This window comes from Streptomyces griseiscabiei, assembly GCF_020010925.1.
Taxonomy (GTDB): Bacteria; Actinomycetota; Actinomycetes; order Streptomycetales; family Streptomycetaceae; genus Streptomyces; species Streptomyces griseiscabiei.
This window is the reverse complement of the sequence record NZ_JAGJBZ010000003.1, coordinates 583068-609341: the sequence shown is the minus strand read 5'-3', so window position 1 is coordinate 609341 and position 26274 is coordinate 583068. Positions and strand designations below refer to the sequence as shown.

At 71.6% G+C, this 26274-nt stretch carries 27 protein-coding genes; 8 read left to right on the top strand and 19 right to left on the bottom strand.

Annotated features, from left to right (window positions below; translation table 11 throughout):
- Positions 1 to 104: 104 nt before the first annotated feature.
- The 4 genes from hpt to dacB all read right to left on the bottom strand — a co-directional run bounded on the left by hpt (position 105) and on the right by dacB (position 5041).
- Positions 105 to 665 (bottom strand): hypoxanthine phosphoribosyltransferase, encoded by a 561-nt coding sequence (gene hpt / locus J8M51_RS36540; RefSeq protein ID WP_086753289.1) that lies wholly within the window; start codon positions 663 to 665, stop codon positions 105 to 107.
- 90 nt (positions 666 to 755) lie between these two features.
- Positions 756 to 1934, bottom strand: a complete 1179-nt coding sequence (tilS, locus tag J8M51_RS36535; RefSeq protein WP_086753287.1) for a tRNA lysidine(34) synthetase TilS — start codon at positions 1932 to 1934, stop codon at positions 756 to 758.
- Between the two features lie 191 nt (positions 1935 to 2125).
- Positions 2126 to 3250, bottom strand: a complete 1125-nt coding sequence (locus J8M51_RS36530) for a zinc-dependent metalloprotease (RefSeq protein WP_086753285.1) — start codon at positions 3248 to 3250, stop codon at positions 2126 to 2128.
- 150 nt (positions 3251 to 3400) lie between these two features.
- Positions 3401 to 5041, bottom strand: coding sequence for a D-alanyl-D-alanine carboxypeptidase/D-alanyl-D-alanine endopeptidase (gene dacB, locus J8M51_RS36525; RefSeq protein ID WP_086757923.1), 1641 nt, complete (start codon positions 5039 to 5041; stop codon positions 3401 to 3403).
- A 79-nt stretch (positions 5042 to 5120) separates the two neighbouring features.
- Here dacB and J8M51_RS36520 point away from each other — a divergent pair, with 79 nt between their 5' ends.
- Both J8M51_RS36520 and J8M51_RS36515 read left to right on the top strand, forming a co-directional pair.
- Entirely contained in the window at positions 5121 to 5612 is a 492-nt protein-coding gene (locus J8M51_RS36520; RefSeq protein ID WP_045562613.1) for an inorganic diphosphatase, read from the top strand.
- Between the two features lie 155 nt (positions 5613 to 5767).
- Positions 5768 to 7489: a threonine/serine exporter family protein gene (locus tag J8M51_RS36515; protein ID WP_179203206.1), complete on the top strand. Its 1722-nt coding sequence runs from the start codon at positions 5768 to 5770 to the stop codon at positions 7487 to 7489.
- 169 nt (positions 7490 to 7658) lie between these two features.
- On the opposite strand, the gene J8M51_RS36510 is transcribed toward J8M51_RS36515, so the two are convergent.
- The 3 genes from J8M51_RS36510 to J8M51_RS36500 form a co-directional block, all read right to left on the bottom strand.
- Entirely contained in the window at positions 7659 to 8615 is a 957-nt protein-coding gene (locus tag J8M51_RS36510; RefSeq protein ID WP_086757925.1) for a DedA family protein, read from the bottom strand.
- A 162-nt stretch (positions 8616 to 8777) separates the two neighbouring features.
- A complete protein-coding gene (locus tag J8M51_RS36505) occupies positions 8778 to 9548 on the bottom strand; it encodes a MerR family transcriptional regulator (RefSeq protein ID WP_086757927.1) in 771 nt (256 codons plus the stop codon).
- 238 nt (positions 9549 to 9786) lie between these two features.
- Entirely contained in the window at positions 9787 to 11883 is a 2097-nt protein-coding gene (locus tag J8M51_RS36500; RefSeq protein WP_267299800.1) for a PucR family transcriptional regulator, read from the bottom strand.
- Positions 11884 to 12101: 218 nt separating this feature from the next.
- Here J8M51_RS36500 and J8M51_RS36495 point away from each other — a divergent pair, with 218 nt between their 5' ends.
- Positions 12102 to 13541, top strand: coding sequence for a glutamate decarboxylase (locus tag J8M51_RS36495; protein ID WP_086756641.1), 1440 nt, complete (start codon positions 12102 to 12104; stop codon positions 13539 to 13541).
- Between the two features lie 184 nt (positions 13542 to 13725).
- Here J8M51_RS36495 and J8M51_RS36490 read toward each other — a convergent pair whose 3' ends face one another.
- The 6 genes from J8M51_RS36490 to J8M51_RS36465 all read right to left on the bottom strand — a co-directional run bounded on the left by J8M51_RS36490 (position 13726) and on the right by J8M51_RS36465 (position 19336).
- Entirely contained in the window at positions 13726 to 14508 is a 783-nt protein-coding gene (locus J8M51_RS36490; RefSeq protein ID WP_086757343.1) for an ABC transporter permease, read from the bottom strand.
- A complete protein-coding gene (locus tag J8M51_RS36485) occupies positions 14505 to 15509 on the bottom strand; it encodes an ATP-binding cassette domain-containing protein (RefSeq protein WP_086757344.1) in 1005 nt (334 codons plus the stop codon). The genes J8M51_RS36490 and J8M51_RS36485 overlap by 4 nt, the downstream gene beginning before the upstream one ends.
- Before the next feature lie 76 nt (positions 15510 to 15585).
- A complete protein-coding gene (locus tag J8M51_RS36480) occupies positions 15586 to 16227 on the bottom strand; it encodes a PadR family transcriptional regulator (RefSeq protein ID WP_086757346.1) in 642 nt (213 codons plus the stop codon).
- 25 nt (positions 16228 to 16252) lie between these two features.
- Positions 16253 to 16801: a DinB family protein gene (locus J8M51_RS36475; RefSeq protein ID WP_086757348.1), complete on the bottom strand. Its 549-nt coding sequence runs from the start codon at positions 16799 to 16801 to the stop codon at positions 16253 to 16255.
- 130 nt (positions 16802 to 16931) lie between these two features.
- Positions 16932 to 18392 (bottom strand): aldehyde dehydrogenase family protein, encoded by a 1461-nt coding sequence (locus J8M51_RS36470; protein ID WP_086757350.1) that lies wholly within the window; start codon positions 18390 to 18392, stop codon positions 16932 to 16934.
- Between the two features lie 119 nt (positions 18393 to 18511).
- The gene (locus J8M51_RS36465) at positions 18512 to 19336 is read right to left on the bottom strand and encodes a helix-turn-helix domain-containing protein (protein WP_086757353.1); all 825 of its coding nucleotides are present in this window, start codon (positions 19334 to 19336) and stop codon (positions 18512 to 18514) included.
- A 343-nt stretch (positions 19337 to 19679) separates the two neighbouring features.
- Here J8M51_RS36465 and J8M51_RS36460 point away from each other — a divergent pair, with 343 nt between their 5' ends.
- On the top strand, positions 19680 to 20195 hold the full coding sequence (locus tag J8M51_RS36460) for an ATP-binding protein (protein ID WP_086757355.1): 516 nt from the start codon (positions 19680 to 19682) through the stop codon (positions 20193 to 20195).
- Positions 20196 to 20297: 102 nt separating this feature from the next.
- Here the strand turns inward: J8M51_RS36460 and J8M51_RS36455 are convergent, their stop codons facing one another.
- The 5 genes from J8M51_RS36455 to rpmG all read right to left on the bottom strand — a co-directional run bounded on the left by J8M51_RS36455 (position 20298) and on the right by rpmG (position 22905).
- Positions 20298 to 20564, bottom strand: a complete 267-nt coding sequence (locus J8M51_RS36455; protein ID WP_086757357.1) for a DUF397 domain-containing protein — start codon at positions 20562 to 20564, stop codon at positions 20298 to 20300.
- Between the two features lie 381 nt (positions 20565 to 20945).
- Positions 20946 to 21179, bottom strand: coding sequence for a 30S ribosomal protein S18 (gene rpsR / locus J8M51_RS36450; RefSeq protein ID WP_086757358.1), 234 nt, complete (start codon positions 21177 to 21179; stop codon positions 20946 to 20948).
- A 6-nt stretch (positions 21180 to 21185) separates the two neighbouring features.
- Positions 21186 to 22436 carry a CobW family GTP-binding protein gene (locus J8M51_RS36445; protein WP_267299799.1) on the bottom strand — a complete coding sequence of 417 codons (1251 nt, stop codon included), beginning with the start codon at positions 22434 to 22436 and terminating at the stop codon, positions 21186 to 21188.
- A gap of 5 nt (positions 22437 to 22441) precedes the next feature.
- A complete protein-coding gene (locus J8M51_RS36440; protein WP_086752163.1) occupies positions 22442 to 22735 on the bottom strand; it encodes a type B 50S ribosomal protein L31 in 294 nt (97 codons plus the stop codon).
- 5 nt (positions 22736 to 22740) lie between these two features.
- The gene (gene rpmG, locus J8M51_RS36435) at positions 22741 to 22905 is read right to left on the bottom strand and encodes a 50S ribosomal protein L33 (RefSeq protein WP_086752161.1); all 165 of its coding nucleotides are present in this window, start codon (positions 22903 to 22905) and stop codon (positions 22741 to 22743) included.
- A 61-nt stretch (positions 22906 to 22966) separates the two neighbouring features.
- Here rpmG and rpmB point away from each other — a divergent pair, with 61 nt between their 5' ends.
- The 4 genes from rpmB (at position 22967) to J8M51_RS36415 (ending at position 24986) form a co-directional block, all read left to right on the top strand.
- On the top strand, positions 22967 to 23203 hold the full coding sequence (gene rpmB / locus J8M51_RS36430) for a 50S ribosomal protein L28 (RefSeq protein ID WP_028796437.1): 237 nt from the start codon (positions 22967 to 22969) through the stop codon (positions 23201 to 23203).
- On the top strand, positions 23203 to 23508 hold the full coding sequence (gene rpsN / locus J8M51_RS36425; RefSeq protein ID WP_086752160.1) for a 30S ribosomal protein S14: 306 nt from the start codon (positions 23203 to 23205) through the stop codon (positions 23506 to 23508). Before rpmB ends, rpsN begins: the two co-directional genes overlap by 1 nt.
- 157 nt (positions 23509 to 23665) lie before the next feature.
- The gene (locus J8M51_RS36420) at positions 23666 to 24220 is read left to right on the top strand and encodes a hypothetical protein (RefSeq protein ID WP_086752158.1); all 555 of its coding nucleotides are present in this window, start codon (positions 23666 to 23668) and stop codon (positions 24218 to 24220) included.
- 205 nt (positions 24221 to 24425) lie between these two features.
- Positions 24426 to 24986 carry a DUF4232 domain-containing protein gene (locus J8M51_RS36415; protein ID WP_086752157.1) on the top strand — a complete coding sequence of 187 codons (561 nt, stop codon included), beginning with the start codon at positions 24426 to 24428 and terminating at the stop codon, positions 24984 to 24986.
- Positions 24987 to 25028: 42 nt separating this feature from the next.
- Here the strand turns inward: J8M51_RS36415 and J8M51_RS36410 are convergent, their stop codons facing one another.
- A complete protein-coding gene (locus J8M51_RS36410; protein WP_086752155.1) occupies positions 25029 to 26210 on the bottom strand; it encodes a DUF2786 domain-containing protein in 1182 nt (393 codons plus the stop codon).
- Positions 26211 to 26274 lie beyond the last annotated feature (64 nt).

Below are 26274 nucleotides of genomic sequence, written 5' to 3'. Positions count from 1 at the left end.
CCCGAAGCCGCAGGGGACTGTCGGCGATCCCGTCCTCGCATGCTCCAACGGCGCGAAACCCGCTGGGGTTCCCGAGCGTCTTACGGGGGTCGGCCCGAGCCGGTTCAACCGCCGTAGACGTGGGGCGCGAGCGTACCGACGAACGGGAGGTTGCGGTACTTCTCGGCGAAGTCGAGGCCGTACCCCACGACGAACTCGTTGGGGATGTCGAAGCCGACCCACTCCACGTCGATGGCGACCTTGGCGGCGTCGGGCTTGCGCAGCAGCGTGCAGATCTTCAGGGACTCGGGCTCACGGGAGCCGAGGTTGGAGATCAGCCAGGACAGCGTCAGCCCCGAGTCGATGATGTCCTCGACGATCAGGACGTGCTTGCCCTTGATGTCGGTGTCGAGGTCCTTGAGGATCCGCACCACACCCGAGGACTGGGTGCCCGCTCCGTAGGAGGACACGGCCATCCAGTCCATCGTGACCGGGGTGGACAGCGCCCGGGCGAGGTCCGCCATGACCATCACCGCGCCCTTGAGGACTCCGACGATCAGCAGGTCCTTGCCCGCGTACTCCGCGTCGATCTTCGCGGCCAGCTCGACCAGCTTCGCGTCGATCTCTTCCTTGGTGATGAGCACCTCTTTGAGGTCGGTGCCCATGTCTTTCGCGTCCACCCGCATCACTTTCGGTCGTCCCAGGGCCGCTGCCGGACGCCCGCGTCCCGTGCGGGGGATCGGGGCCCGGGTGAGGGGCCCCTTCGGCGTCCGGATTCAGCCTTGCCGAATCACCAGTCTGCCACCCTGGCGCTGGGCGACGACCCGGCCGGGGAGATTGATGGCCCCCTGACCGCGCCAGCCGGTGATGAGGCGGTCGACCTCCTCGATGTGCCGGGCGAAGAGGGAACCCGCCGGAGCACCGGCCTCGATGGCGGCCCGGCGCAGGATCCGGCGGCGCACGGCGGGCGGCAGGGCGTAGAGCTTCGCGCACTCCAGCAGGCCCGCGGCGTCCCGCACGGACGCCTCGGCCTGACGGGCCCAGGTGTCGAGGGCGTCGGCGTCGTCCCGGGAGAGCTGGGCCGTCCGGGCGAGGGCCTCGACGACGCCCTTGCCGAGCGCCTTCTCCAGGGCGGGCAGCCCCTCGTGCCGCAGCCGCGACCGTGTGTAGGCGGGATCGGCGTTGTGCGGGTCGTCCCACACGGGCAGCGACTGGACCATGCACGCCTTGCGGGCGGTCTGCCGGTCGAGCTGGAGGAAGGGGCGGCGGTAGCGGCCGTCGGCCCCCGAGACCGCGGCCATACCGGACAGGGAGCGGATGCCGGAGCCGCGGGCGAGACCGAGCAGGACGGTTTCGGCCTGGTCGTCGCGGGTGTGACCGAGGAGCACGGCGGTGCCGCCGTGGCGTTCCAGCGCGGCGTCGAGGGCGCCGTAGCGGGCGTCCCGGGCGGCGGCCTCGGGGCCGCCGTCGCGGCCGACGGTCACGGCCACGGACTCGACCGGGTCCAGGCCGAGTTCCGTCAGGCGCAGGGCGACTTCCTCGGCGCGCAGGTCGGAGCCGGGCTGCAGACCGTGGTCGACGGTGACGCCGCCGGCGCGGACGCCGAGCCTGGGCGCCTCGAAGGCGAGGGCGGAGGCGAGCGCCATGGAGTCGGCGCCGCCGGAGCACGCCACGAGCACGAGCGGCCGCTCGTCCGCGGTGGATCCGGCCCGGCCGGGGCCCGGGCGCGCGGAGCCGCCGCGCCTGACCTCGACGGGTACGGCCGCGGGGGGTACGGCCGTGGGGGGCGCGGGCACCGCTTGCGCGCCCGCGGCCGAGAGCACGCCGGACGGCGCGCCGTGGGTCGCGTGTGCGGGCGCGTGCAGGGTGGTGTTCGTGTGGTGTTCGGTGAGGAGGTCGTGGAGTACGCGGCGGACCGCCAGGCGTATCGCCGCGACCGCGGGGTGGGGACCCATGTCCGGTTCCCTTCATGAAGTTGTCGGGGGGTGAGCCCGGGTTCGGTCACTCAGAGTGTGTAGATGGTGACAGAACCGGGCCGTTCCCCGAGCATTGCACGCCTACCCCTCGCTCACGGTCCCTCGGACGGGTGATTGGAGGAGCGTTCGCCTGCCGTCGGCCGGATTCGTTCACCACGCTCACGCGCGGCTCACGAATCCGCCTTGCGATGCACCCGCGCGACCCAGTCCGCCGGTTTGGCGATCTCCGCCTTGGTCGGCAGGGTGTTCGGGGAGGTCCACACCCGGTTGAAACCGTCCATGCCGACCTGTTCGACGACCGCCCGTACGAACCGCTCACCGTCCCGGTACTGCCTGAGCTTGGCGTCCAGGCCCAGCAGTTTGCGCAGCGCCTGGTCCAGACGGGAGGCGCCCTTGGCTCGGCGCTGCTGGAACTTCTCGCGGATCTCGGCGACCGAGGGCACGACGGCCGGGCCGACGCCGTCCATCACGAAGTCGGCGTGGCCCTCCAGGAGGGACATCACGGCGGTCAGCCGGCCGAGGATCTCGCGCTGGGCGGGGGTCTGCACCAACTCCACGATCGAGTGACCGTCGTCGCCCACCTCTCCCTCGGGACGGCCACCCGCGAGTGACTGGGCGGCCTCCCGGATGCGCTCCAGGAAGGTCGTGGGGTCGACCTCGGTCTCCCCCAGGAACGACTGGATCTCGCCCTCCAGGTGGTCCCGCAGCCAGGGGACGGCCGTGAACTGCGTGCGGTGCGTCTCCTCGTGCAGACAGACCCAGAGGCGGAAGTCATGGGGCTGTACGTCGAGTTCGCGCTCCACGTGCACGATGTTCGGCGCGACGAGGAGCAGCCGGCCGCCGCCGTTCTCCCCCGCCGGGAGTTCGCGGGTGGCCGGGGCGAACGTCTCGTACTGGCCGAGCACCCGGGAGGCCAGGAACGACAGGAGCATGCCCAGTTCGACGCCGGTGACCTTGCCGCCGACCGCGCCGAGGACGGCGCCGCCCGGGGTGTTGCCGCGACGTTCCTGCATCTTGTCCAGCAGCGGCTTCAGCAGTTCCCGGAACCCGGCGACGTTGGCCCGGACCCAGCCGGGGCGGTCGACGACCAGGACGGGGGTGTCGTCACCGGTGTCGGGCAGCATCCGGGTGAAGGCGCGGACGTGTTCCTCCGAGGCCTTCGCGTGCCGGCGGAGCTCGGCGACGATGGCCCTGGCCTCGTCGCGGCTCACCTCGGGGCCCGGCCGCACGAGCCGGGTCGCGGTCGCCACCGCGAGATTCCAGTCGACCATCTCGGCACCACCGATACGAGTCATGTCGTCAACCGTACGGGAGCGCTGCCGCTTGGGGCAGGGCGTGGGGTGGGGGGTGCCTGGGGGTTCGTGGGTACGTGCGGGTGGGTGGGGGCTGGTCGCGCAGTTCCCCGCGCCCCTGAAGGCTTGGGGCTACGCCCCTGCCTTCCCCTCTCAGCGGCAGCCGCAGGTCGCCAGGGTCGAGGTGGCGTCGGTGAGGGCCTTCTTGGCGGCGTCCGTGTCGGCGAGGTCCGTCTCCGTGGCCAGGAAGGCGAAGGCGAGGAGGCGGCCGTCGGCGTCGACGACCGTGCCGGCGAGGGTGTTGACGTTGCTGAGGGTGCCGGTCTTGGCGCGGACGACGCCGGTGCCGGTGGCGTCGTCGGTGTAGCGGGTGCGCAGGGTGCCGGTGAAGCCGGCCACGGGGAGGCCGGTGAGGACGGGGCGGAGTTCGGGGTGGGAGGCGGACGCGGATTTGGCCAGGAGGGCGGTGAGGAGGGCGGGGGTCAGCTCGTTGCCCCGGCTGAGGCCGCTGCCGTCGGCGAACTCGACCCCGGTCAGGGGCACTTCGAGCTTCTTGAGCTCCTTCTTGATGGCCGCCGCGCCGCCCTCGAAGCTCGGCTTCTCGCCCGCCGCGAGCGCGATGTGCCGGGCGAGGGCCTCGGCGATGTCGTTGTCGCTCTCGGTGAGCATGCGCTCGACCAGGGTGGACAGGGGCGGGGAGGAGACCTCGGCGAGCTGCTTCGCGTCCTTCGCGGCTTCGGCGGAGCCCTCGGTCTTCGCCTTGATGCCCCGCTCCTCCAGGAGGTCCGCGAATGTCGCGGTCGCCGCGCCCGCCGGGTCGGGGTCCCGGTCCGTGCTGCCGCTGGACGAGCCGTCGAGACGGGCCTCGTCGGCCATCAGGGGCACGACCAGGGCGAGGTTGGGGTTCACGCCGATGGTGTGCTGCTCGGGGCCCTTGTAGAGGGAGGTGTCGTAGGTGAGGGTGACCTCGTTCAGGTGACGCTTGTCGAGGGCGGCGGCCGTCCGGTCGGCGAGGGTGCGCAGGCTCGCGTAGCCCTTGGTGTCCTTGTGGGCGGTGAGGGTGGGGTCGCCGCCGCCGACGAGGACGACCTCGGCGGAGTCCGGGTCCAGGACCGTCCGGGTCCCGACGCGGTGGTCGGGGCCGAGCGCCGAGAGCGCCGCGACCGCCGTGGCGATCTTGGTGGTGGAGGCGGGGGTCAGCGCGTCGTCCGCGTTCCGGGAGTACAGCTGCTCGCCGGTCTCGACGTCGACGACGACGGCGGCGACGCGGGGGCCGAGGACGGGTGACTTCAGGAACGGGTCGAGGGCGGCCGTCAGGGCGGCGGACGCGGGCGCGGTGTCCGCGCCGGAGGCGCCGCCGAGGCCGGCGAGCACCGAGGGGGCGCTCGGCGCGGGCTTGGGCGCCCCCGCCGCGGCACCGGAACCGCGTCCGTGATCTGCGCCACCCTGGCTGTCGCGCGATGCCGCCCAGTCGCGCTCGGCCGTACGCTGACCGGAGGAGTCCCAGGGTCCGGCGGCGGCCACCGCCCCGGCCGAGAACACCAGCCCCAGGGTGGCCGCGCCGGCGGTGAACTGGAGGGTCGTGAGCTTCTTCGTGCTCCCCGCGAGCTGCGAAGAGCGTGCCGTGACGGCGCTCGTGACGCGTACGACGCCGGGTTTCACCGCCTGTGCGACGCGCGCGGCACCGGGCTTCACGGCGCGCGTGACGCGCGCGATCCCCGGCTTCGCGCCGTGCACCACCCGCAGCACGCGCGGTCTCGCGGCCCGCCAGACCTTCGGCTCCCGCACGACCACCAGCCCCTTTCGCGATCACACACCTGCGTGAGGGACACTTAACCACCAGAACTATGTGTTGATCATGGAGGAGTCACCGGTGGAGTTCGACGTCACGATCGAGATTCCGAAGGGTTCGCGGAACAAGTACGAGGTGGACCACGAGACCGGTCGGATCCGCCTGGACCGTCGCCTCTTCACCTCGACCGCCTACCCGACCGACTACGGCTTCGTCGAGAACACCCTCGGCGAGGACGGCGACCCGTTGGACGCGCTGGTCATCCTGGACGAGCCGACGTTCCCGGGCTGCCTCATCAAGTGCCGGGCGATCGGCATGTTCCGGATGACGGACGAGGCCGGCGGGGACGACAAGCTGCTCTGCGTGCCGGCGACGGACCCGCGCCAGGAGCACCTGCGTGACATCCACCACGTGTCGGAGTTCGACCGTCTGGAGATCCAGCACTTCTTCGAGGTCTACAAGGACCTGGAGCCCGGCAAGTCCGTCGAGGGCGCCGACTGGGTCGGCCGCGCCGACGCCGAGGCCGAGGTCGAGAAGTCGTACAAGCGCTTCAAGGAGCAGGGCGGTCACTGATCCCGCCTGATCTTCCCGGCCCTCGGGCCGGGCCGATTCCACGAACGGGCCGTGTGTCCCCTTGAGGGACGCGCGGCCCGTTCGCGTACCGGTGCGTGTCGGTGCGCATACTGAGGCGTACCGAGGTGTCGTACAGGGAGCGCGGCGGAGTGGGAGTGACGGAGCCCGGGAACGGCGGGGCGGACGAGGACCGCAAGCCGGGGTCGGACGAGGCGGGCGGCACGTTCGTGCCGGTGGGCGTCGTGCTGGGGATCGACGGCGACGCGTCGGTGACCTCGGAGTTCGCGGTGCCGGCCGGGCTGGACGTGCCGGCCGCGCCGGTGGAGTCCGAGGCGCAGACGACCTCGGAGTTCGCCCTGCCGGAGGGGCTCGCGCCGCCCGAGCCGGTGGTGGCGGAGCAGGAGGGGTCCGCGTTCAGCGTGCCGCGGACCTACAGCGCGCGGCACGCGCCGGCGGCGTTCACACCGGCCGGCGGGATTCCGGCGGTCAGTCTGACCAAGGACGTGCCCTGGCAGGACCGGATGCGCACGATGCTGCGGATGCCGGTGGCGGAGCGGCCCGCGCCGGAGCCCTCGGCGCGTACGGAGGGCGAGTCGGGGCCCGCGGTGCCGCGTGTGCTCGACCTCACGCTGCGCATCGGTGAACTGCTGCTCGCGGGCGGCGAGGGCGCGGAGGACGTGGAGGCGGCGATGTTCGCCGTGTGCCGGTCCTACGGTCTCGACCGCTGCGAGCCGACGGTGACGTTCACCCAGTTGTCGGTCACCTATCAGCCGTCGCTGGTGGACGACCCGGTCACGGCGTCCCGGATCGTCCGGCGCCGGGCGACCGACTACACCCGGCTCGCGGCCGTCTTCCATCTGGTGGACGACCTCAGCGACCCGGAGAGCGCGATCTCGCTGGAGGAGGCGTACCGGCGGCTCGCGGAGATGCGGCGCAACCGGCACCCGTACCCCGGCTGGGCGCTGACCGTGGCGAGCGGGCTGCTGGCGGGCGCGGCGTCCGTGCTGGTCGGCGGTGGGGTGGTCGTCTTCGTGGCCGCGGCGCTGGGCGCGATGCTCGGCGACCGGCTGGCCTGGCTGTGCTCGGGGCGGGGGCTGCCGGAGTTCTACCAGTTCCTGGTGGCGGCGATGCCCCCGGCGGCGATCGGGGTGGCGCTGACCGTGACGCACGTGGACGTGGAGGCGTCCGCCGTGATCACCGGTGGGCTCTTCGCCCTGCTGCCCGGACGGGCGCTGGTGGCGGGCGTGCAGGACGGGCTGACCGGCTTCTACATCACCGCCTCCGCCCGGCTCCTGGAGGTCATGTACCTCTTCGTGGGCATCGTGGTGGGGGTGCTGCTGGTCCTGTACTTCGGCGTGAAGCTGGGGGCCGAGCTGAACCCGGACGCGGCGCTCGGCAGCGCGGACCGGCCGTGGCTGCAGCTCGGAGCGTCGATGCTGCTGTCGCTGACCTTCGCGGTCCTGCTCCAGCAGGAACGATCCACCGTGCTCGCGGTGACCCTCAACGGGGGTGTGGCGTGGGCCGTCTACGGGGCGATGCACGACGCGGGCGACATCTCGCCCGTCGCCTCCACGGCGGTGGCGGCCGGGCTGGTGGGGCTGTTCGGGCAGTTGCTGTCGCGCTACCGGTTCGCCTCCGCGCTGCCGTACACGACCGCGGCGATCGGGCCCCTGCTGCCGGGATCGGCCACGTACTTCGGGCTGTTGGGGTTCGCGCAGAACGATGTGGACGCGGGCTTGGTGTCGCTGACGAAGGCGGCGGCGCTGGCGATGGCCATCGCGATCGGGGTGAACCTCGGGTCCGAGCTGTTCCGGTTGTTCCTGCCGGGCGCCGCGCGGGTCGGGCGTAAGGCTGCGAAGAGGACGCGGGGCTTCTAGCGCCGGGTGCCTGACAGCGACAGGGCTGCTGGATGTCGGCGGCTGCGGGTCGGCTGCGGCTGATCGCGCCCACGCGGCGGAGCCGCGGATCGACACAGCCCCGCGCCCCTCAAAAGCAAAGCACCCGCGCTCCGTGGTGGCAGGAGCGCGGGTGGGGTGGCCTGATCGGTCAGTAGCGCGGGTAGTCCTGGCCCTGGCCCTGACCCTGGTAGCCCTGCTGGTTGTCGGGCTGGGGGTACTGGTTGGGCTGGGGGTACTGGTTGGACTGGGGGTACTGCTGGGCGTACGGCTGCTGTTGGGGCTGCTGGTAGCCGTAGGCGTCCTGGTAGCCCTGCTGCTGGTCGCCGTAGCCCTGGTTGTCGTAACCCTGGTTGCCATAGCCCTGGTTGGGGTCGTACGGCTGCTGTTGGGGGTCGGTCGGGGGGATGCGGCGGAGCTGGGTCGTGGCGTCGTCCATGACCGGCGGGCCGGCGGCCGGGGTCTGCTGACCGGGCTCGGGCTGGTTCTTCTTCGCCTTCCTCGCCTTGAGGAGCTCGATGATGATCGGCAGCACCGAGACGAAGACGATGAGCAGGAGCATCGCCTCGATATTGGTCCTGACGAACTCGATCTTGCCGAGCCAGGAGCCGAGGAGGGTGACGCCCGCGCCCCAGAGGATGGCACCGACGACGTTGAAGACCAGGAACGTGCGGTACCGCATGCCGCTGACGCCCGCGATGATCGGCGTGAACGTCCGGACGATGGGCACGAAGCGGGCCAGGACCAGCGACTTGGGGCCGTGCTTCTCGAAGAACTCGTGGGCCTTGGTGACGTTCTCCTGCTTGAAGAAGCGGGAGTCGGGCCGGCTGAAGAGCGACGGGCCGACCTTCTTGCCGAACATGTAGCCCACCTGGTCGCCCAGGATCGCGGAGACGCAGATCAGGACGATGGCTGCCCAGAGCGGGAAGTCCAGCACATCGGTGGCGATCAGCATGCCCGCCGTGAACAGCAGCGAGTCACCGGGCAGGAAGAACCCGAAGAACAGGCCGGACTCGGCGAACACGATCAGGAGCAGGCCCCAGATGCCGAACGAGTTGATCAGGTAGTCCGGATCCAGCCAACTCGGTCCGAGGGCGATCGTCTGCACGGTTCCGGGCTCCTGGGGGGTGAGAGAAAGTGGGGGCGACCCATAGGGGTGACCAAAGCTATCAACGCACGGTCACCCCACTAGGTTCCACCGGTTCCTCCAGAGTGCCCTGTGGCCGCACTGAGACCAAGCTGTGCGGTCAGCCGGGCGAGCGGCCGTGGGTCAGGGGCGCCGCCGGGCCGCGTTGGCGTCGATCGCGTCCCGCAGGTGTTCGGCGAGTCCGGGGCGCATGGCGTCGTAGAACGCCTTGAAGCGCTCGTCGGAGACGTACATCTCGCCGAGGCCCTGGTGCATGTCGTACGGGCAGTCGTAGAACCAGGCGCAGATGTGCCGCCGGTGTTCCTCGGCCATGTCCATGGCCGCCTCGCCGTGCGGCTCCTCACCGGCCGTCATCAGGGCGTCGTAGCGCGCGCCCCAGTCGGCCACCTCGTCCCGCATCCGCTTCCAGTCGTCCTTGGTGTACCTGGCGGTGCGGCGCTGCGACTCGGCGTACGCGTCCGTGCCGCCCCAGCGCTGTTCCGCCTCCTCGGCGTACTGCTCGGGATCCTTGTCGCCGAAGACCTCGAACCGTTCCTCGGGGGTGAGATCGATGCCCATCTTGCGTGCCTCCATGGCGTGTTCGACGGCCACGGCCATCTTCCGAAGCTTCTCGATCCGGGCGGTCAGCAGTTCGTGCTGACGGCGCAGATGCACCCGCGGGTCCGTTCTCCCGGCGGCCTGATCGTCGAGCAGGGTCGCGACCTCGTCGAGGGGGAAGCCGAGTTCCCGGTAGAACAGGATCTGCTGGAGCCGGTCGAGGTCGTCGTCGCCGTAGCGGCGGTGCCCCGCGTGGGTGCGCTCGCTCGGTACGAGCAGGCCGATCTCGTCGTAGTGGTGCAGCGTGCGCACCGTGATGCCGGCGAAGCCCGCCACCTGTCCCACGGTGTGACCCATGCCTCCGCTCTCCTTCCCTTCTTCGTCCCGCTGCTCGGTACGTGGTCCAGGCTGGGGCCTCACGTGGCGTGAGGTGCAAGTCTCCGGCGGTGCGTTGCTCACCGGTCACACGCGTCTCACTGTGCACAACGCGAAGCCCGCGGCCCGTGGACTGTGCATATGTGCGATGGCCCGTCGGCGGAGATCTCCCTACGGTGGGTCCGTGGACGAGACGCTCGGCCCGGCACGGGGGTGCGGGTCAGGCGTTTCGCTCGGCCCTCGCGGGACGGGGCGGCTGGGTCAGGGCCGGGCGGCCCAGCAGGACGTGCAGGGCGAGGGCGATGTCGGCGACGGTCACCACGTCGGTGTCGGTGATGCCGACCATCCTGGTGGAGAAGTCCATGCCGAGGAGGGCGGCGGCGTCCCGGGTGTGGTTGCGGACGGTGGCCTCGGAGATGCCCAGGGCGCGGGCGGTCTCCCTGGTGCCGAGGTTGTTCTCCAGCCAGACGCAGAGGGTCTCGACGAGGCCGCGCTGATCGGCCCGGACGGGACGCAGCCGCTCCTCCGCCCAGGCCGTGGGACCGCCGTCCGCGACCCCGGCGGCCATCAGCGCGGCGAAGTCCGGAGCCTCCGGCGGGTCGGAGGCCTCGGTCGGCCCGGGCCCCGCGGCGGGCGGGTGCGGGAGGGCGAGGATGTCGAGGGCGAGGAGGGTCAGGACGCGGTCGTTGGCCGAGCCGCGCAGGTCGAGGGAGAGGATCCGGCCCGCTCGGTCGAGGCGCTGGGTGATGGTGTTCCGGTGGACGCCGAGGCCGCCGGCGGCCTCCGTGTGCTTGAAGCTGAGGGCGGTCGGGAGGGTCTCCAGCAGCAGCTTCCGCTCATCGCCCCGGCCCGGGAAGTCGTCCAGCAGCGGGGCCATCAGGGCCGCCGCCCAGCGTTGCGCCTGCCGCCTGGGGAGCAGGGGGGCGAACTTGGCCCTGGCGCCGCCCAGCCTGATGCGGTGCGGCGTCCCGGCGGCGTCGCCGACCGCCGTCAGCGCCTCCAGATAGCCGACGGCCGTCTCCGCGATCGGGTACGGCCGGCTCTGGCCCATCAGATGACCCCGGCGGGCCGCGATCATCTCCTTGAGGACCGTCTCGACGCCGTCGCCCTCCGGGGCGGGGTCGAGGACGAGGATGTGCTTCGGTTTGCCCGGGCAGGCGGACACGATCGCCTGGTCGGCGAGGGCCCGCTCGCACCAGCCGAGGGTGGCCTCGCGCTCCTGCGGGCCCGTGTCGACGACGAAGACCCGGGCCGTGTCGGTGTCCAGCAGGGCCTGGGCGGCGCCCGTGTAGACGACCTGCGCCAGCACCGTCTCGCCCCGCATGAGCAGCTGGAACGCGGCGTGCCGTACCGCTCGCGGGGTCTCGGTCCTGACCTGGTGCTCCCGGCGGGCCTGGTCGCACAGCCCGAGGAGCTTCGCCGCGTGCTGGATCAGGGCCGCGCCCGCGCTGTCGAAGGGGGTGCGGGAGGCGATGGCGAGCCGGGCCTCGTCGGCGGGGCCCGGGGGTGCCTCGGATGCGGAGGGTCCCGAGGACCCCGAGGACCCCGAGGTGCCTGGGGCTCCTGGGGCTCCTGGGGCTCCTGGGGAGATGGACACGATCCGGGTGTGCCGGGGGGCGTCGCCGGGGGCGCCCGGCGGTGACGGGCGTGCGCCGGGCGCGCTGGTGGTGACGTGGGCCAGGGTCGTGGCGGCGCCGTCGGGGGCGGCGGCGAGGATGCCCCGGCGGGCCGAGGTGACGAGGACCTCGGCGTCCAGGGTCACGGAGAGCCAGTCGGCGATGCGCCGGGTCGCGGTGGGGTCGGCGAGGCGGGCCGGGAGGCGGTTGAGGAGACCGTCGAGGTGCTCGACCTGGCGTTCCGCGTACTGGGCGCGCCGCAGCCGCAGATCCTCGTTGGCGTCGTCCCAGGCGCCGGGCTCGGCGGAGGTCGTCAGCAGGGGCAGTGCCAGGCGGTTCGCGGCGGCGAGGGTGCCCTCGGGGAGGGCGGGCAGGGCGTGGCCGGGGGTGGCGAGCACCAGGCCGGCCGCCTTCCGCCGGGCCAGGAGGCGGATCAGGTGATCGAGGGCCCGGACGGCGGAGGGTGACAGGGCGGGCGGCTCCGGGGCGGCGGAGGACGCCGGGCCGGTCGCGTCCAGGACGGTCAGGAACAGCGTCCCGCTTTCGAACGGAGTATCGAGTGCGGCGGGCGGCGGCCCGGACAGCGGCCGGGCGACGACCTCGGTGACCCGGGTCGCGCCGTGGCGGGGCGCGTGGCCCGGCTGCAGGAACCGCAGCAGCAGCGACGGCCGGTCGTTGATCAAGTAGTCGAGGGTGGGCACTCCCGCCGTCCCTCCCCGGTCACCGCCCGGCGTCCACCGGACGCTCAACTCCGCCCGCCGTGTTCGTCCTTGCCGCACCCGGTGTGCGTCACGTGGCGCGCCTTCGGCAGGGTAATCGACCGAGGATACGAAGAGCACATCATCCTCACAGGCCCCTCGCGCCCCCGGCGTACAGCTGTGAGGTGCGAGTCCCCGGCGGCCGACCTACCGTCGAAGACATGCCACTGCACCGATGGGACAACGACGCCCCGCAGGACGCCGGGCGCGACCGGAACGGCGACCACCGGGTCGCCGTGAACCCCTTCTACGGCCAGGCCAACCCGGTCGGCGACATGACCGAGGCCCCGCCCAAGCACCGGCTCCCGAACGCGCCGCTGGCCCCCGCCACGGCGTACCAGGTCGTGCACGACGAACTCATGCTGGACGGCAACTCGCGGCTGAACCTCGCCACCTTCGTCACCACCTGGATGGAGCCCGAGGCCGGGGTCCTGATGGGTGAGTGCCGGGACAAGAACATGATCGACAAGGACGAGTACCCGCGGACGGCCGAGCTGGAGCGGCGGTGCGTGGCGATCCTCGCCGATCTGTGGAACGCGCCGGATCCAGGCGCCGCCGTCGGCTGCTCGACCACCGGGTCCAGCGAGGCCTGCATGCTCGCCGGGATGGCCCTCAAGCGGCGGTGGGCCAAGCGCAACGCCGACCGGTACTCCTCCGGGGGCGCGCGGCCCAACCTGGTCATGGGGGTCAACGTCCAGGTCTGCTGGGACAAGTTCTGCAACTTCTGGGAGGTGGAGGCCCGGCAGGTGCCGATGGAGGGCGACCGGTTCCATCTCGACCCGGCGGCGGCCGCGGCGCTCTGCGACGAGAACACCATCGGGGTCGTGGGCGTCCTCGGGTCGACCTTCGACGGGTCGTACGAGCCGATCGCGGAGCTGTGCGCGGCGCTCGACGAGCTGCAGGAGCGTACGGGGCTGGATGTGCCCGTGCATGTCGACGGGGCGTCCGGCGCCATGGTCGCGCCCTTCCTCGACGAGGAGCTGGTGTGGGACTTCCGGCTGCCGCGGGTGTCGTCGATCAACACCTCCGGGCACAAGTACGGGCTGGTGTACCCCGGTGTGGGCTGGGCGCTGTGGCGGTCCGCGGCGGAGCTGCCGGAGGAGCTGGTGTTCCGGGTGAACTACCTGGGCGGGGACATGCCCACGTTCGCGCTGAACTTCTCCCGGCCCGGGGCGCAGGTGGTGGCGCAGTACTACACGTTCCTGCGGCTCGGGCGGGAGGGGTACCGGGCGGTGCAGCAGTCGACGCGGGACGTGGCGATCGGGCTCGCGGAGCAGGTGGGCAAGCTCGGGGACTTCCGGTTGCTGACGCGGGGGGACGAGTTGCCGGTGTTCGCGTTCACCACGGAGGAGGGGATCTCCTCGTACGACGTGTTCGATGTGGCTCGGCGGATGCGGGAGAGGGGGTGGCTGGTGCCGGCGTACACCTTTCCGGAGAACCGGGAGGATCTGTCGGTGCTGCGGGTGGTGTGCCGGAACGGGTTCACGTCCGATCTCGCGGGGTTGTTCCTGGAGGATCTGGGGCGGTTGCTGCCCGAGCTTCGGCGGCAGTCGGGGCCGGCGGTCCGGGACAAGGGGGCGGCCACCGGGTTCCATCACTAGGTGGCAGGGGGCAGGTGGCAGGGGGTACGGCCGGGTTTTTCGCCCCCGCCGCCCCTACCCGTCCCATCCCTTCAAGGGGCTGCGCCCCTTTGACCCCCAGGCGTCCGTTCGTGGGGGTTCTCGCGCAGTTCCCCGCGCCCCTGGAGAGGCGGGGCTTCGCCCCCTGCCTCTCCAGGAGCTGTCGTTACTTGCTCAGAGCTGCGAACTTGCTTACCGCCAGCGGGAAGAAGATCGCCAGCAGGGCCACGGGCCAGGCGACCGCCGTCCAGAGGTGGTCCGCTTCGGCGCCCGGGGTGCCGAAGAGGTGGCGGACTGCTGTGGCCGTGTGGGACATCGGGTTCCAGTCGACGACCGTGCCGAGCCAGCCGGGCATGGAGGCGGGGGTGGCCAGGGCGTTGGAGAGGAAGCCGATCGGCCAGACCAGGATCTGTACGGCGGTGAGGAGTTCGGGGCGGCCGGCCACCATCGCCAGGTGGATGCCGATCCACAGCATGGCGAAGCGGAAGAGGAGCAACAGGCCCACCGCGCCCAGGAAGGCGGCCGGGCCCGCGTGCGCGCGCCAGCCGAGCGCGGAGGCCACGGCGAGCAGGACGGCCAGGCCCACCGCCGACTGGAGCATGTCCGCGACCGAACGGCCCACCAGGACCGCGCCGTTGGTCATCGGCATCGAGCGGAAGCGGTCGATCACGCCCTTGTTGAGGTCCTGGGTGACGGCGAGCATCGTGCCCTCCAGGCCGAAGGCCATGGTGAGCGCGAGCATGCCGGGGACCAGGTAGTCGAGGTACTCGCCGGTCACCCCGCGCCCGCCGCCGATCAGATAGCCGAACATCAGCAGCAGCATCACGGGGAAGACCAGGCCCACCAGCAGCTGCACCGGCTGCCGTGCCCAGTGGGCGAGTTCGCGGCGGGTCATGGTCCAGGAGTCGGTCAGGGCGTGTACGCCCGGAGCGGTGTGCGCGGTCGTCATGCTCGTACGGCCTCCTTCGTACGGTCGTCCCCGGTGAGGTGCAGGAAGACCTCGTCCAGGGTCGGGCGGCGCAGGGCGATGTCCTCGGCCTCGATGCCGGCGTCCGCGAGGGCGCGGACGACCGCGGTCAGGGCGGTCATCCGGTCGGCGACCGGGGCGCTGAGGCGGCGGCGGTCGGTGTCGACCGTGATGTCGTCCTCGGGGACCGGCAACAGGGCCACCGCCGCGCCCAGTCGGCCCGCGTCGCGCAGGACCACGTCGATACGGTCGCCGCCGGTCAGGGTCTTCAGCTCGTCCGCCGTGCCGTCGGCGACGACCCGGCCGCCGTCGACCACCGAGATCCGGTCGGCGAGCTGGTCGGCCTCCTCCAGGTACTGGGTGGTGAGGAGCACGGTCGTACCGCCGCCGACCAGGGAGCGGACGGAGTCCCAGACCTCCGTGCGGCCGCGCGGGTCGAGGCCGGTCGTCGGCTCGTCCAGGAAGAGCACCTCCGGTTCGGTGATGAGGGACGCGGCCAGGTCGAGGCGGCGCCGCATCCCGCCGCTGTACTGCTTGACGGCCTTGCGGCCGGTGTCGGCGAGGCCGAACCGGGCCAGGAGTTCGTCGGCCCGCACGCGCGCGGGGCGGGCGCCCAGGTGGAAGAGCCGGCCGAACATCTCCAGGTTCTGCCGGCCGCCGAGTTCCTCGTCGAGCGCGGCGTGCTGACCCAGCAGGCCGATGCGGCAGCGCACCTCACGCGCGCGTGCCACCACGTCGTGCCCCGCCACCTCGACCCGGCCGGCGTCCGGCCGCAGCAGGGTGGCCAGGATGCGGACCAGGGTGGTCTTGCCCGCGCCGTTCGGCCCGAGGACGCCGTGCACGGTGCCGCGCGCCACCTGGAGGTCGAGTCCGTCGAGGGCGGGCTTCCCGCCTCGCCCTCCGCTGCCGCCCTTGCCGGCCTTCCCGCCCTTGCCGCCGTATGCCTTGCGGACTCCTTCGACCATGATCGCTCGATCGCCCATGGAGACCCCCTCATTAGTCAAACTTGACTATCCGGACGGAGAAGGTAACGCCTCCGAGCCGGATGGTCAAACTTGATTAGCTGTCGTCCCCCGGGTGCCGCCGTCCCGTCGCGTACGGGTTCTCCTGGCCCTCCGCCAGGACGCCGACGAACGGTTCGCCCTCCCCCGCGAAGGTGTAGGCGCCGCCCCGGACGCGCTCGATGAGGCCTCGGGTCCACTCGGCCCCCGAGTCGGCGGAGTGCACCCAGAAGTTCATGATCTCGCCGATGTGGCCGAGCTGGTCGGGGCCGTCCTCGGGGATGTAGTACTCGGTGACGGCCCTGCGCCACTTCTCGATGGAGCGCACCCGCTCCTCCAGGAGCCCGAGCACCTCCTCCCGGCCGAGGTCGACCATGCAGCCCAGCCCGGCGGAGAGGACGTCCGGCTTCTGGTCGTAGGCCGTGAGGGACTCGCGCACCAGCCTGAGGTACTCCTCGGTGCCCTGCCGCGTGATCTCGTACTCCGTGCGGGGCGGCCCACCCGCCGTGGAGGGGGCGATCTCGTGCGCGAGCAGCAGTCCCTGTTTCGCCATCTGCTTCAGGGCGTGGTAGATCGAGCCGGGCTTGGCGTTGGACCACTCGTGCGCGCCCCAGTACTCCAGGTCGTTGCGCACCTGGTAGCCGTGGGCCCGCCCGTGCTGGCGCACCGCGCCGAGCACGAGAAGACGGATCGCTGACATGGGCCCAGCGTAGAACCACGTGGGGTCACCCCCCGCTCGTACCCTGCTCCCTCGCCACCAGCTCGAAGGCGGTGGCGCCGTCCAGCGACTCGCGGATGACGTCGGCGTGGCCGGCGTGCCGGGCGGTCTCGCGGATCAGGTGGAGGGCCAGCCAGCGCAGGGAGACCCGCTCGCCCGGCGGGAACCACGGCATGTCCGGCAGCCCGAAGGTGGCGTCGAGGCTGGGCGCCGTGCGCAGGAAGGCCTCCGTCTCGGCGGCGACCTTCTCGGCGTACGCGAGCTGGGACTCCACGGTCTCGTCGCCGACCAGGACGAAGCACTCGTGCCAGTTCGACGGGTCCCGCCGTACGGCCGGTTCCTCGCCCTTGGCCATGGCCACCCACCACTGCTCGGTCTCGGCGACATGCTTGACGAGCCCGGCGAGGGAGAGGTCGCTGGCGCTCGGCTTGCCCGACGCCTGCTCGTCGGTGAGTCCGAGCACCGAGCGGCGCAGACCGCCGCGCTGTTCCGCCAGGAAGGCGAGGAGCGCCCCGCGCTCGTCGACCGTGTCCTCCGCGCGCACGTGCATGACCATGACCGGCTGCCTCTCGTCGGGCCGGGGGCTCCGGGAGAGCCCCTCTGACACCGACGAAGCTACGGGCCCTTGCGGTCAGGTTCTGTCCGCAAGGGCCCGGGGAGCGCCCACGAGCGCACAACGAGGAGGCTCAGAAGGGGAAGAAGCTCCGCTTGTGCTGGACCGAGATCCACTTCTGGGTGGTGAACGCGTCCACGGTGGTCTCGCCGTTGAGGCGGCCGATGCCGGAGTGCTTCTCGCCGCCGAAGGGGACGAGCGGCTCGTCGTGCACGGTGCCGTCGTTGACGTGGAACATGCCGGTGTCGATCTGCTTGGCGAACGCGACACCCCGCTCGATGTCCCCGGTGTGGACGGCGCCGCTGAGGCCGTACGGGGTGTCGTTGACGATGCGGACGGCCTCCTCCTCGCCGTCGAAGGGGATGAGGAAGGCGACCGGGCCGAAGACCTCCTGGCGCAGGAGCGCGGAGTCGGCGGGGACGTCGGTGAGGACGGACGGCGCGACCAGGTTGTCGGTGGTGGTGCCGTGGACGAGCGCCGTGGCGCCCTCGGCGAGGGCCTGTTCCACGACGGCCTTGAGGGAGTCCGCCTGGGAGGAGTTGATGACCGGGCCGATGACCGTGGCCGGGTCGCTCGGGTCGCCGACCTTGAGGGTCTTCACCTTGGCCACGAACTTCTCGGTGAACTCGGCCTGGACCGAGCGGTCCACGAGCACACGGTTGGCGGCCATGCAGACCTGGCCCTGGTGGACGTAGCGGGAGAAGACGGCCGCGTCGACGGCGTAGTCGAGGTCCGCGTCGTCCAGGACCACCAGCGCGCTGTTGCCGCCCAGTTCGAGGATGGTGCGCTTGAAGTTGGCGGCGGCGACGGTGGCGACATGGCGGCCGACCTTGTCGGAGCCGGTGAAGGAGATCAGCTTGGGGACGGGGTGCTCGATGAAGGCGTCGCCGATCTCGGCGATGTCGGTGACGACGACATTGAGCAGCCCGCCGGGCAGGCCGGCCTCCTCGAAGATCTTCGCGACCAGGGTGCCACCGCAGATCGGGGTGTTCTGGTGCGGCTTCAGCACGACGCCGTTGCCGAGGGCGAGGGCCGGGGCGACCGACTTGATCGAGAGCAGGAAGGGGAAGTTGAAGGGGCTGATGACGCCCACGACACCGACCGGCACGCGGTAGAGGCGGTTCTCCTTGCCGTCGATCGGCGACGGAAGGATTCTGCCCTCGGGGCGCAGCGCGAGCTGAATCGATTCGCGCAGGAACTCCTTGGCGAGGTGCAGTTCGAACCCGGCCTTCAGGTGGGTCCCGCCGAGCTCGGCGATGATCACCTCGGTGATCTCCTGCTCGCGCTCCTCGATGACCTTCAGGGCCTTCTCGAAGACCGCGCGCCGCGCGTAGGCGTTGACCTCGGCCCATTCCTTCTGGGCCGACCGGGCGGCCCGGTAGGCCTCGTCCACCTCATCGACCGTGGCGATGGTGATCGACGCGAGCTTCGCGTCGTCGTACGGGTTGAAGTCGATGATGTCCCAGGAGCCTGAGCCCGGGCGCCACTCGCCACCGATGTACTGCTGGGCCAGGTCGGTGAAGTAGGACGACATGTGATCCTCAATCAGTCGGCATCGATCAAGATTGATCACCCGTCATCGTACTGGTGGGTAAAGGGAGTTGGAGAGTTACTCGGGAGACTCTGTGAAGAGTCTCAGGGAACCGGGAGCCCTCAGGAAAGCTGGAGCAGGCCCCGCAGCAGGTCGCGGCTCTCGGCCGGGGACGGGCTGTCGTCCTGGAGCTGCCGGATGGCCCGCTCGTACTGGGCGATGTCCTCGCGCTTGTCCAGATAGAGCGCGCTGGTGAGCTGTTCGAGATAGACGACGTCGGTGAGGTCGGACTCGGGGAAGCTCAGCACGGTGAAGGCGCCGCTCTCGCCGGAGTGGCCGCCGAAGCTGAACGGCATGACCTGGATCCGGACGTTCGGGCGCTCCGAGATCTCGATCAGATGCTGGAGCTGACCGCGCATCACCTCACGGTCGCCGTACGGCCGGCGCAGCGCGGCCTCGTCGAGGACGCAGTGGAACTCCGGGGCGCTCTCGGCCACCAGATACTTCTGGCGCTCCATGCGCAGCGCGACCCGCTTGTCGATCTCGGCCTCGCTCGCGCCCTTCATACCCCGGGAGACGACCGCGTGGGCGTAGGCCTCGGTCTGCAACAGACCGTGCACGAACTGGACTTCGTAGCTGCGGATGAGGTGGGCCGCCGCTTCGAGGCCGACATAGGTGGGGAACCAGCTCGGCAGGACGTCCGAGTAGCTGTGCCACCAGCCGGCGACATTGGCCTCCTTGGCCAGGGAGAGCAGGGAGGTGCGCTCGGTCTCGTCGGTGACGCCGTAGAGGGTCAACAGGTCCTCCACGTCACGGGTCTTGAAGCTGACCCGGCCGAGTTCCATCCGGCTGATCTTCGACTCCGAGGAGCGGATCGAGTACCCGGCCTTCTCACGGGTGATCCCCTGCGACTCGCGCAACCGCCTGAGGTGTGAGCCCAGCAGCATCCGCCTCACCACCGACCCACTCGATTCACCGGCGCCCACGTTCGTCCAGCCTCCCCAACTTCTTCAAGGGCCGCAGTCTGCCACTAAACCACTCCGATCCGCACTCGCCCGGTTACAGAAATGGAAAGTCTTCAACAGTTGAGGCGGACGGGGCGAGGGAGTACACGAAGGAGGGGGACAGAAGAAATGTTGAGCAAGCGGTATGGGGAGGTCCATTTCGGGCGCGTGCACGTGCATCTGCCCTTGCATCTGCTGTACGCATCAGAAACCATGGTCCCGCGCCACCGCTGCATCGCAACGACCGCTGCATCGCAACGACCGCGAACTCCCGGGAGTGCCTCGCATGGGGACGAATGGATCGACCATGCTCGAACCCTTACGGCAGGGGCTTCCGCCACTTGATCCCGCGACCGTGTCCAACGCCGCGTCCTGCGCGCTGCCGCCCCGCTACGAAGCGGTGCGCGAGGCACGGCAGTTCACCCGGGGCACACTCGGCCAGTGGAAGCTGGACGACCACTTCGACGACGTCTGCCTCGTGGTCTCGGAACTCGTCACCAACGCCCTGCGGCACGGCCTGCCCACGCCCAACGGGACGCGCCCGGCCCAGGACCCGCCCGTACGGCTGCACTTGATGCGGTGGACCGAGCGGCTGGTGTGCGCGGTGCGCGACCCCAGTCACGACAGTCCCGTCGCGGGCGACTCCGAGGACTTCTCGGCGGAGTCGGGGCGCGGGCTGTTCCTGGTCGACTCGTTCGCCGACAGCTGGGGCTGGCATCCGCTGGGCGGCGCGCTCAGCGGCAAGGTCGTGTGGGCGCTGTTCCAGGTGGCCGCGGGACCCTGCGCGCCGTCCGCCCGCTGACGAACCGCGGCGCATTTCGGCGCCGCGGTTCTACGCGTGTCACATCAGTGGGCCCACCGGACTCCCGGCCGCCGGGCGGGGGCCGGCCGGGACGCTCGGGGGCTATCCGACCAGGTGGTCGAACTCGCCGTCCTTGATGCCCAGGAGCATCGCCTCGATCTCGGCGCGGGTGTAGACGAGCGCCGGACCGTCGGGGAAGCGGGAGTTGCGCACCGCCACCTCACCGCCGGGCAGCCGGGCGAACTCCACGCAGTTGCCCTGCGAGTTGCTGTGCCTGCTCTTCTGCCAGGCCACCGCGTGGAGCCGGGTCAGCTCCGTCGCGGCCATGCCGTTGTACACGTCATCCACGCCGTACACGTCGTGGTCCACAGGTCGCTCCCCGGGGTGGTGCAGTGATGCGCTCGGTGCGCATGGGCACTGGTGTGGCCAGTGATGCCAGTAATGCCAGTGGTGCAGCGGTCAACTGTCCCGGATCATAGCTTTGTTCATGTGCCGATGCATGAGCGGATGCACGTGGCGGATGCACGTGCACGAGGGGTGTCCCCGCGGTTACAGCACCCGTGAGACGTGCGGCTGGGCGATCTCGTTCCGTCCGGGGCCTCTGTCCCTCCGTACGGGGTGGGGATGCGGGCGGTTCAGGGCGAGGGGCCCGGCGTGCACAGGTTGGCGCGAAATGTACGGCCCCGGGGAGGCGTGGAGCCTCCCCGGGGCCGGGTGGGGGGTGGTCGCTGGACGTGCGCGTGAGGGCGGTCAGCGGGTGGCGTACGGCAGGAGGGCCATCTCGCGGGCGTTCTTGATGGCGCGGGCGAGCTGCCGCTGCTGCTGGGCGGTGACGCGGGTGACGCGGCGGCTGCGGATCTTGCCCCGGTCCGAGATGAACCGCCGCAGCAGGTCGGTGTCCTTGTAGTCGATGTAGGTGATCTTCGCCTGGTCCAGCGGGTTGGGGCGGGACTTGGCGGGCTTGCGCTCCGGCTTGCGGGGCATGGCGGTTCAGACCTCCAGGAAGGTGTCGAAGGGGCGCGGCAGCCGTTCCCAGGCGGCGCGGCCCGCGGCGTACTCGGCGTCGGTGAGCAGGCAGGACTCCAGGAGCCGTTCGAGTCCGTCGCGGTCCAGGCCCGGCGAGGTGAAGACGAGGTGCTGGCAGCGGTCGCCGTGCTCCGGGTGCCAGTCGAGGGAGGCGGCGGCCCGGCGGACCGGGGGCACCAGGTCCCAGGCGGCGTCCGGGAGCGAGGCGAGCCACGGGCCGACCGACTCCACGCAGAGGGCGCCGCCGGCGGCGTCCCAGTGGAGCAGGGTGTCGGGGCGTTCGGCCAGCCAGAAGCGGCCCCGGCTGCGGGCGGCGGCGCAGCAGAGGTCTTCGAGTGCCTCGTAGAGGCGTTCCGGGTGGAAGGGGCGGTGGCGGTGCCAGACGAGGGTGGTGACGCCGTGCTCGTCGGCGTCGGTGGGGAGGAGGGCGCTGGCGGGGTGCTGGGCGGCTGCCGCCGCGTCCACGTCGAAGCCGGTGAAGGCGGCGGCCAGCAGGGCCGGGGAGCGCCGTAGGGGTGGGGGTGCGTTGTCGAGTGCGGGTGCGTTGGGGCTGGTCGCGCAGTTCCCCGCGCCCCTTTCGGGGCCTGCGGCCACCTCGGGGGCACGGCGCCCGTAGCCGATGGGCACCCGCTGGGCCGTCGGGTGGAGCTGGGCCAGCAACGCCCTGTCCTCGTCGTCGGCCTCCGGCGAGTCCAGTACGGCGAGGACCGGGGCGTATTCGAGCTGGCGGGCGAAGGTGTCGGCGACCGTGCGCTGGTCGGTGGAGGCGGCGGCGAGGCCGCGGTCGGCGAGGTCGTCGCCGTTGCCGAGGTAGGGCAGGAGGAGGGCCGGGTCGACGGCGGTGATCACCGAGGTGAGGCGGAGACCGCTCGCCGCGACCACCTCGGCCATCGCCTTCGGTTCGACCGAGTCCCAGAGCTCGACGACGGCGAGGCGGGTCAGACCCGCGTCGGCGAAGCGCTCCAGTTCGGGGACGAGGTCCTCGCGCAGCGCGCAGCAGGCGCAGTCGTTGACGAGCGGGGTCTCACCGGTGGAGATGAGACCCGCGGCGTCCCGGACGGTCCGGACGACCTTGGCGTCCGGACCGTCACCGGCGGTGGAGAGGTCGTGGTGCAGCGCGACGCTGCCCGGGACCCCGGCGAGCAGCGCCTCGACGGCGGCCCGCCGGGCGTCGGCATGCAGGCCGCCGACGATCGCGACAGACAGCTGGGTCACGTCGGTCAGCCCCGCTTCTTCCCGGTCGCCCCGGTCGCACCGGTCGCCGCGGAGTTCCTGGCGCCGTACCGCTTCTCGAACTTCTCGACGCGGCCCGCCGTGTCCAGGACGCGGGCGGTGCCGGTGTAGAAGGGGTGGCTGACGTTCGAGATCTCGACGTCGACCACGGGGTAGGTGTTGCCGTCCTCCCACTCGATCGTCTTCGCGCTCGTCATCGTCGAGCGGGTGAGGAAGGTGTGGTTCGCGGCGCGGTCCCGGAAGACGACAGGTCCGTACGACGGGTGGATGTCCTTCTTCATCGCGGTCAGCGCTCCTCTCGGAAGTCGACGTGGCGGCCGGCCCTCGGGTCGAACTTGCGCAGCGTCAGCCGGTCCGGGTCGTTCCGGCGGTTCTTGCGGGTGACGTAGGTGTATCCGGTGCCGGCCATGGACCGGAGTTTGACGACCGGGCGGAGTTCGTTGCGTGCCATGCTGGTATCTTACTGAAAATGAATTCCATTTGCACTGCCTGATCGAGAGAGGTGCGTCACCTTGTCCGCCCACTGCATGCTGACCGGAGCCCGTCCCGGCTTCGGCAACCGCATCTCGCACTCCCATCGGCGTACGTCCCGCCGTTTCGACCCCAACATCCAGTCCAAGCGCTACTGGCTGCCCAGCGAGAACCGCCATGTGCGGCTCCGGCTGAGCACGAAGGGGATCAAGACCGTGGACGTCATCGGCGTCGAGGCCGCGGTCGCGCGGATCCGCGCCCGGGGGGTGCGGGTCTGATGGCGAAGAAGAGCAAGATCGCGAAGAACGACAGGCGCCGGGAGATCGTCGCGCGGTACGCCGAGCGGCGGGCCGAGCTGAAGGAGATCATCCGGCGGCCGTCCGCCACGGACACCGAACGCGAGGCCGCGGAACGGGAGTTGCGCGCCCAGCCGCGCGACGCCAGCGCGACCCGGGTCCGCAACCGGGACCAGGTGGACGGGCGGCCCCGGGGGTACTTCCGGACGTTCGGGCTGTCCCGGGTGAGTCTGCGGGAGCAGGCGCACGCCGGGTTTCTGCCGGGGGTGCGCAAGTCGTCCTGGTAGCGAGCGGGGCGTCCCTGTCGTCCTCGGAGTCCTCACAGTTCCCGGCCGTCTGCCGCAGAGCCGTGGCTGGTAGCTTGCCGCTGTCGGCGCGGCGACCGGATCCGGCCACAGCTTTGGGAGACCTCCAGTGACTACGGCGACTACGGCGACTACGGCGATGACAGGGACGACGGCGGGGCCGGTCGAGCCCGTGGCCGGGGCCTCCTCCTCCGCGCGTCGGCGGATGCGCGTCGCGGCCGTGGCGGCCGGGCTCACGGCGGCGCTCGTGCTGACCGGGTGCAGTGGCGGCGGCGACGACGGCGGTGGCTCCGGGGCGAAGGACTCGTCGGCCGGTCCGACACCGTCGGACGGCACGGACGGCGGCGGCTCCGGGGACTCCTCCGGTACCGAGACCGAACTGCAGGGCAACTGGCTGGCCACGACCGGGGGCAAGCCGGTCGCCCTGTTCGTCAACGGTGCCGAGGTCGCCGTGTTCGTGGGCACCTCGGTGTGCAGCGGGAAGGTCTCCGACGCGGCGGACATGCAGATGATCGCCCTCACGTGCCAGGACGGCAGCGACGACCGCACCGAGGGCATGGTCGACAAGGTCGGCGCCAAGTCCCTCACGATCACCTGGGAGGGCGCCGTCGGCAAGGAGACGTTCCAGAAGGCCGACGGGTCGATGCCGTCCGGGCTGCCGACCGATCTGCCGACGGCGAGCGCCGGGTCGTAGGCGGCGCGCGAGCCCGCGTGCGGGGCGTGAGCGCCGGGGTGCGGGCGCATGGTGGGGTGGTGGGGCGTGGAACGGGTCTCGCTCCGCGCTCCGGTCGTAGATCATGTGTCGGACGGGCCGTGGAACCTGTGGGTCGCGTGGCCCGTTCGTACGTCACATCGCCATCGGCTGTGCTCCGACAGCCACGAACTCCACCGGGAACTCCATGCGCACCGCTCCGACCGCCATCGCCGCCGCTCTCCTCGCGGCCCTCACACTGACCGCCTGCGGCGGAAGCGACGAGAGCGGCGGGGGTGACGACGGCAAGACCGGCGCGGCCACCGCCGACAGCGGGAAGGGCGCCGCCTGTACGGCCGCGCAGGCCGGCTTCGAGGTGGGGCCCAGCAGTGCGGCGCCGGCCGCCGGCGACGAGGGGGCCGTACCGGTCACCGTCACCAACAAGGGCAACACCGCCTGCACGCTGAAGGGGATCGCCGGGGTCGACCTGGTCGCCGGCGACAAGTCCTGGGCGCTGCAGCCGCAGGAGGGCGCGTCCCAGGACACCGAGGTGACGCTGGCGGGCGGTCAGTCGATGACCTTCACCGTGGCGTATGTGCGCGGGGCCGCCGGTGACACCGAGAAGAGCGCCGCGGTCGACCAGCTGAAGCTCACCCTGCCCGGAGACAGCAAGGTCAGCAGCTTCAAGTGGCCGGACCCCGAGGTCGCGGTCAAGTCCGAGAGCACCCTGAACGCGACGGTGGGGCCGTTCCTGCCCGCGGGGGACTGAGCCGACCGGCGCACCGGGCGGCAGCCGCCGGGCGCGCGTGGTTCAGGACGGGAGCCGGGGTCGTGCCCGGACCTGGGCGCGGTCCGCTGCCGCCGCGCCCTGCTGCCAGCCGGCCAGGTCGCTGACGCCCCGGACGCGGGTGGTGACCGTGTCCGGGAACATCTGGCTGAACTGCTCACGGACGGCGACATCGCGGGCGGCGAGGACGGGCAGCAGATCCGGCTCGGGGGCGCCGCCCGCCCCGCCCGCGCCCGCGCTCTCGGCCTCCGCCTCGGCGACCTGGGCCTCGGCGACCTCGGCCAGCCGGTCCCCTATGCGATGGGCGTAGGCGGCCAGGAAGGACTGCCGGAAGGTCTTGGTCCGCTTGCGGCCGCCCTTGCGCTGGGCCGCCTCCGCCTTCGTCATGGCGGTGGTGGCCTGCACCAGCAGCGAGGTGTACAGCAGCTCGACCACCTCCAGGTCGGCCTCGAAACCGACGACCGTGGAGAAGCCGAGGGCCTCGTTCCAGACGGCCTCGCAGCGGTTGGCCCGGGCCACGGCGTCCAGGAGCACCGCCTTGGCCGTCTCGTAGGGCGCGTCGACGCCGATCCGGCACGCGCCGGGTGCGTTCGCGCCGGGCGTGCGCGCCGCGAGCAGCGCCTCGTCGATGCTGTGCCGTGCCATCAGCTCCTGCGCCTTCGCGCTGAGCGCCTCCGCCTCCTCGGGGAACCCGGTCGCCTCCGCCTTGGCGAGGAGCGCGCGGATCCGGCCGAGCATGCGGGACTCGGGGTGGTTCCGGGTGGCCGGACCGGGGTCCCGGGGGCGGTCCAGGGGTTCCAGCGTGGGCAGGCGCAGGAGGAGGCGGTACAGCTCCAGGGCCGTGGTGGCGTGGGTGAAACGGTCCGCTCGGGAGGGGTGGGCGTCCGCCAGTTCCCTGACCTCGTCGAGCTGCGCGGTCCAGCGGGGGCCGGCCGGCGCCCGCCGCTCCTCGTGCTCCGCGACGACGAGCCGGGCGAGGAGATGGACGTGCTCGTCCTCCAGCTCGCGCCGGGTGAACCGTACGACGTCGGCGGGCTGCCAGTGGCGCCGCCAGGCCCCGGCGACGAACTCCCGTCCGCGCCGGGCGAGTTCCGCGTCGGCCGCGGGGTCGGCGGCGAGCAGGGAGGCCCCGGTGTCGAGGGCGGCGTCGGTGTCGGCGTACAGGGCCGCCTCGAAGGCGCGGTCCACCGTGCTGGTCGTACTCACGCGTTCGATCGTGTCATGGGGCGGGGAAGGCGACGACAGGCCCCGAGGGGGTAGGGCCGGCCCT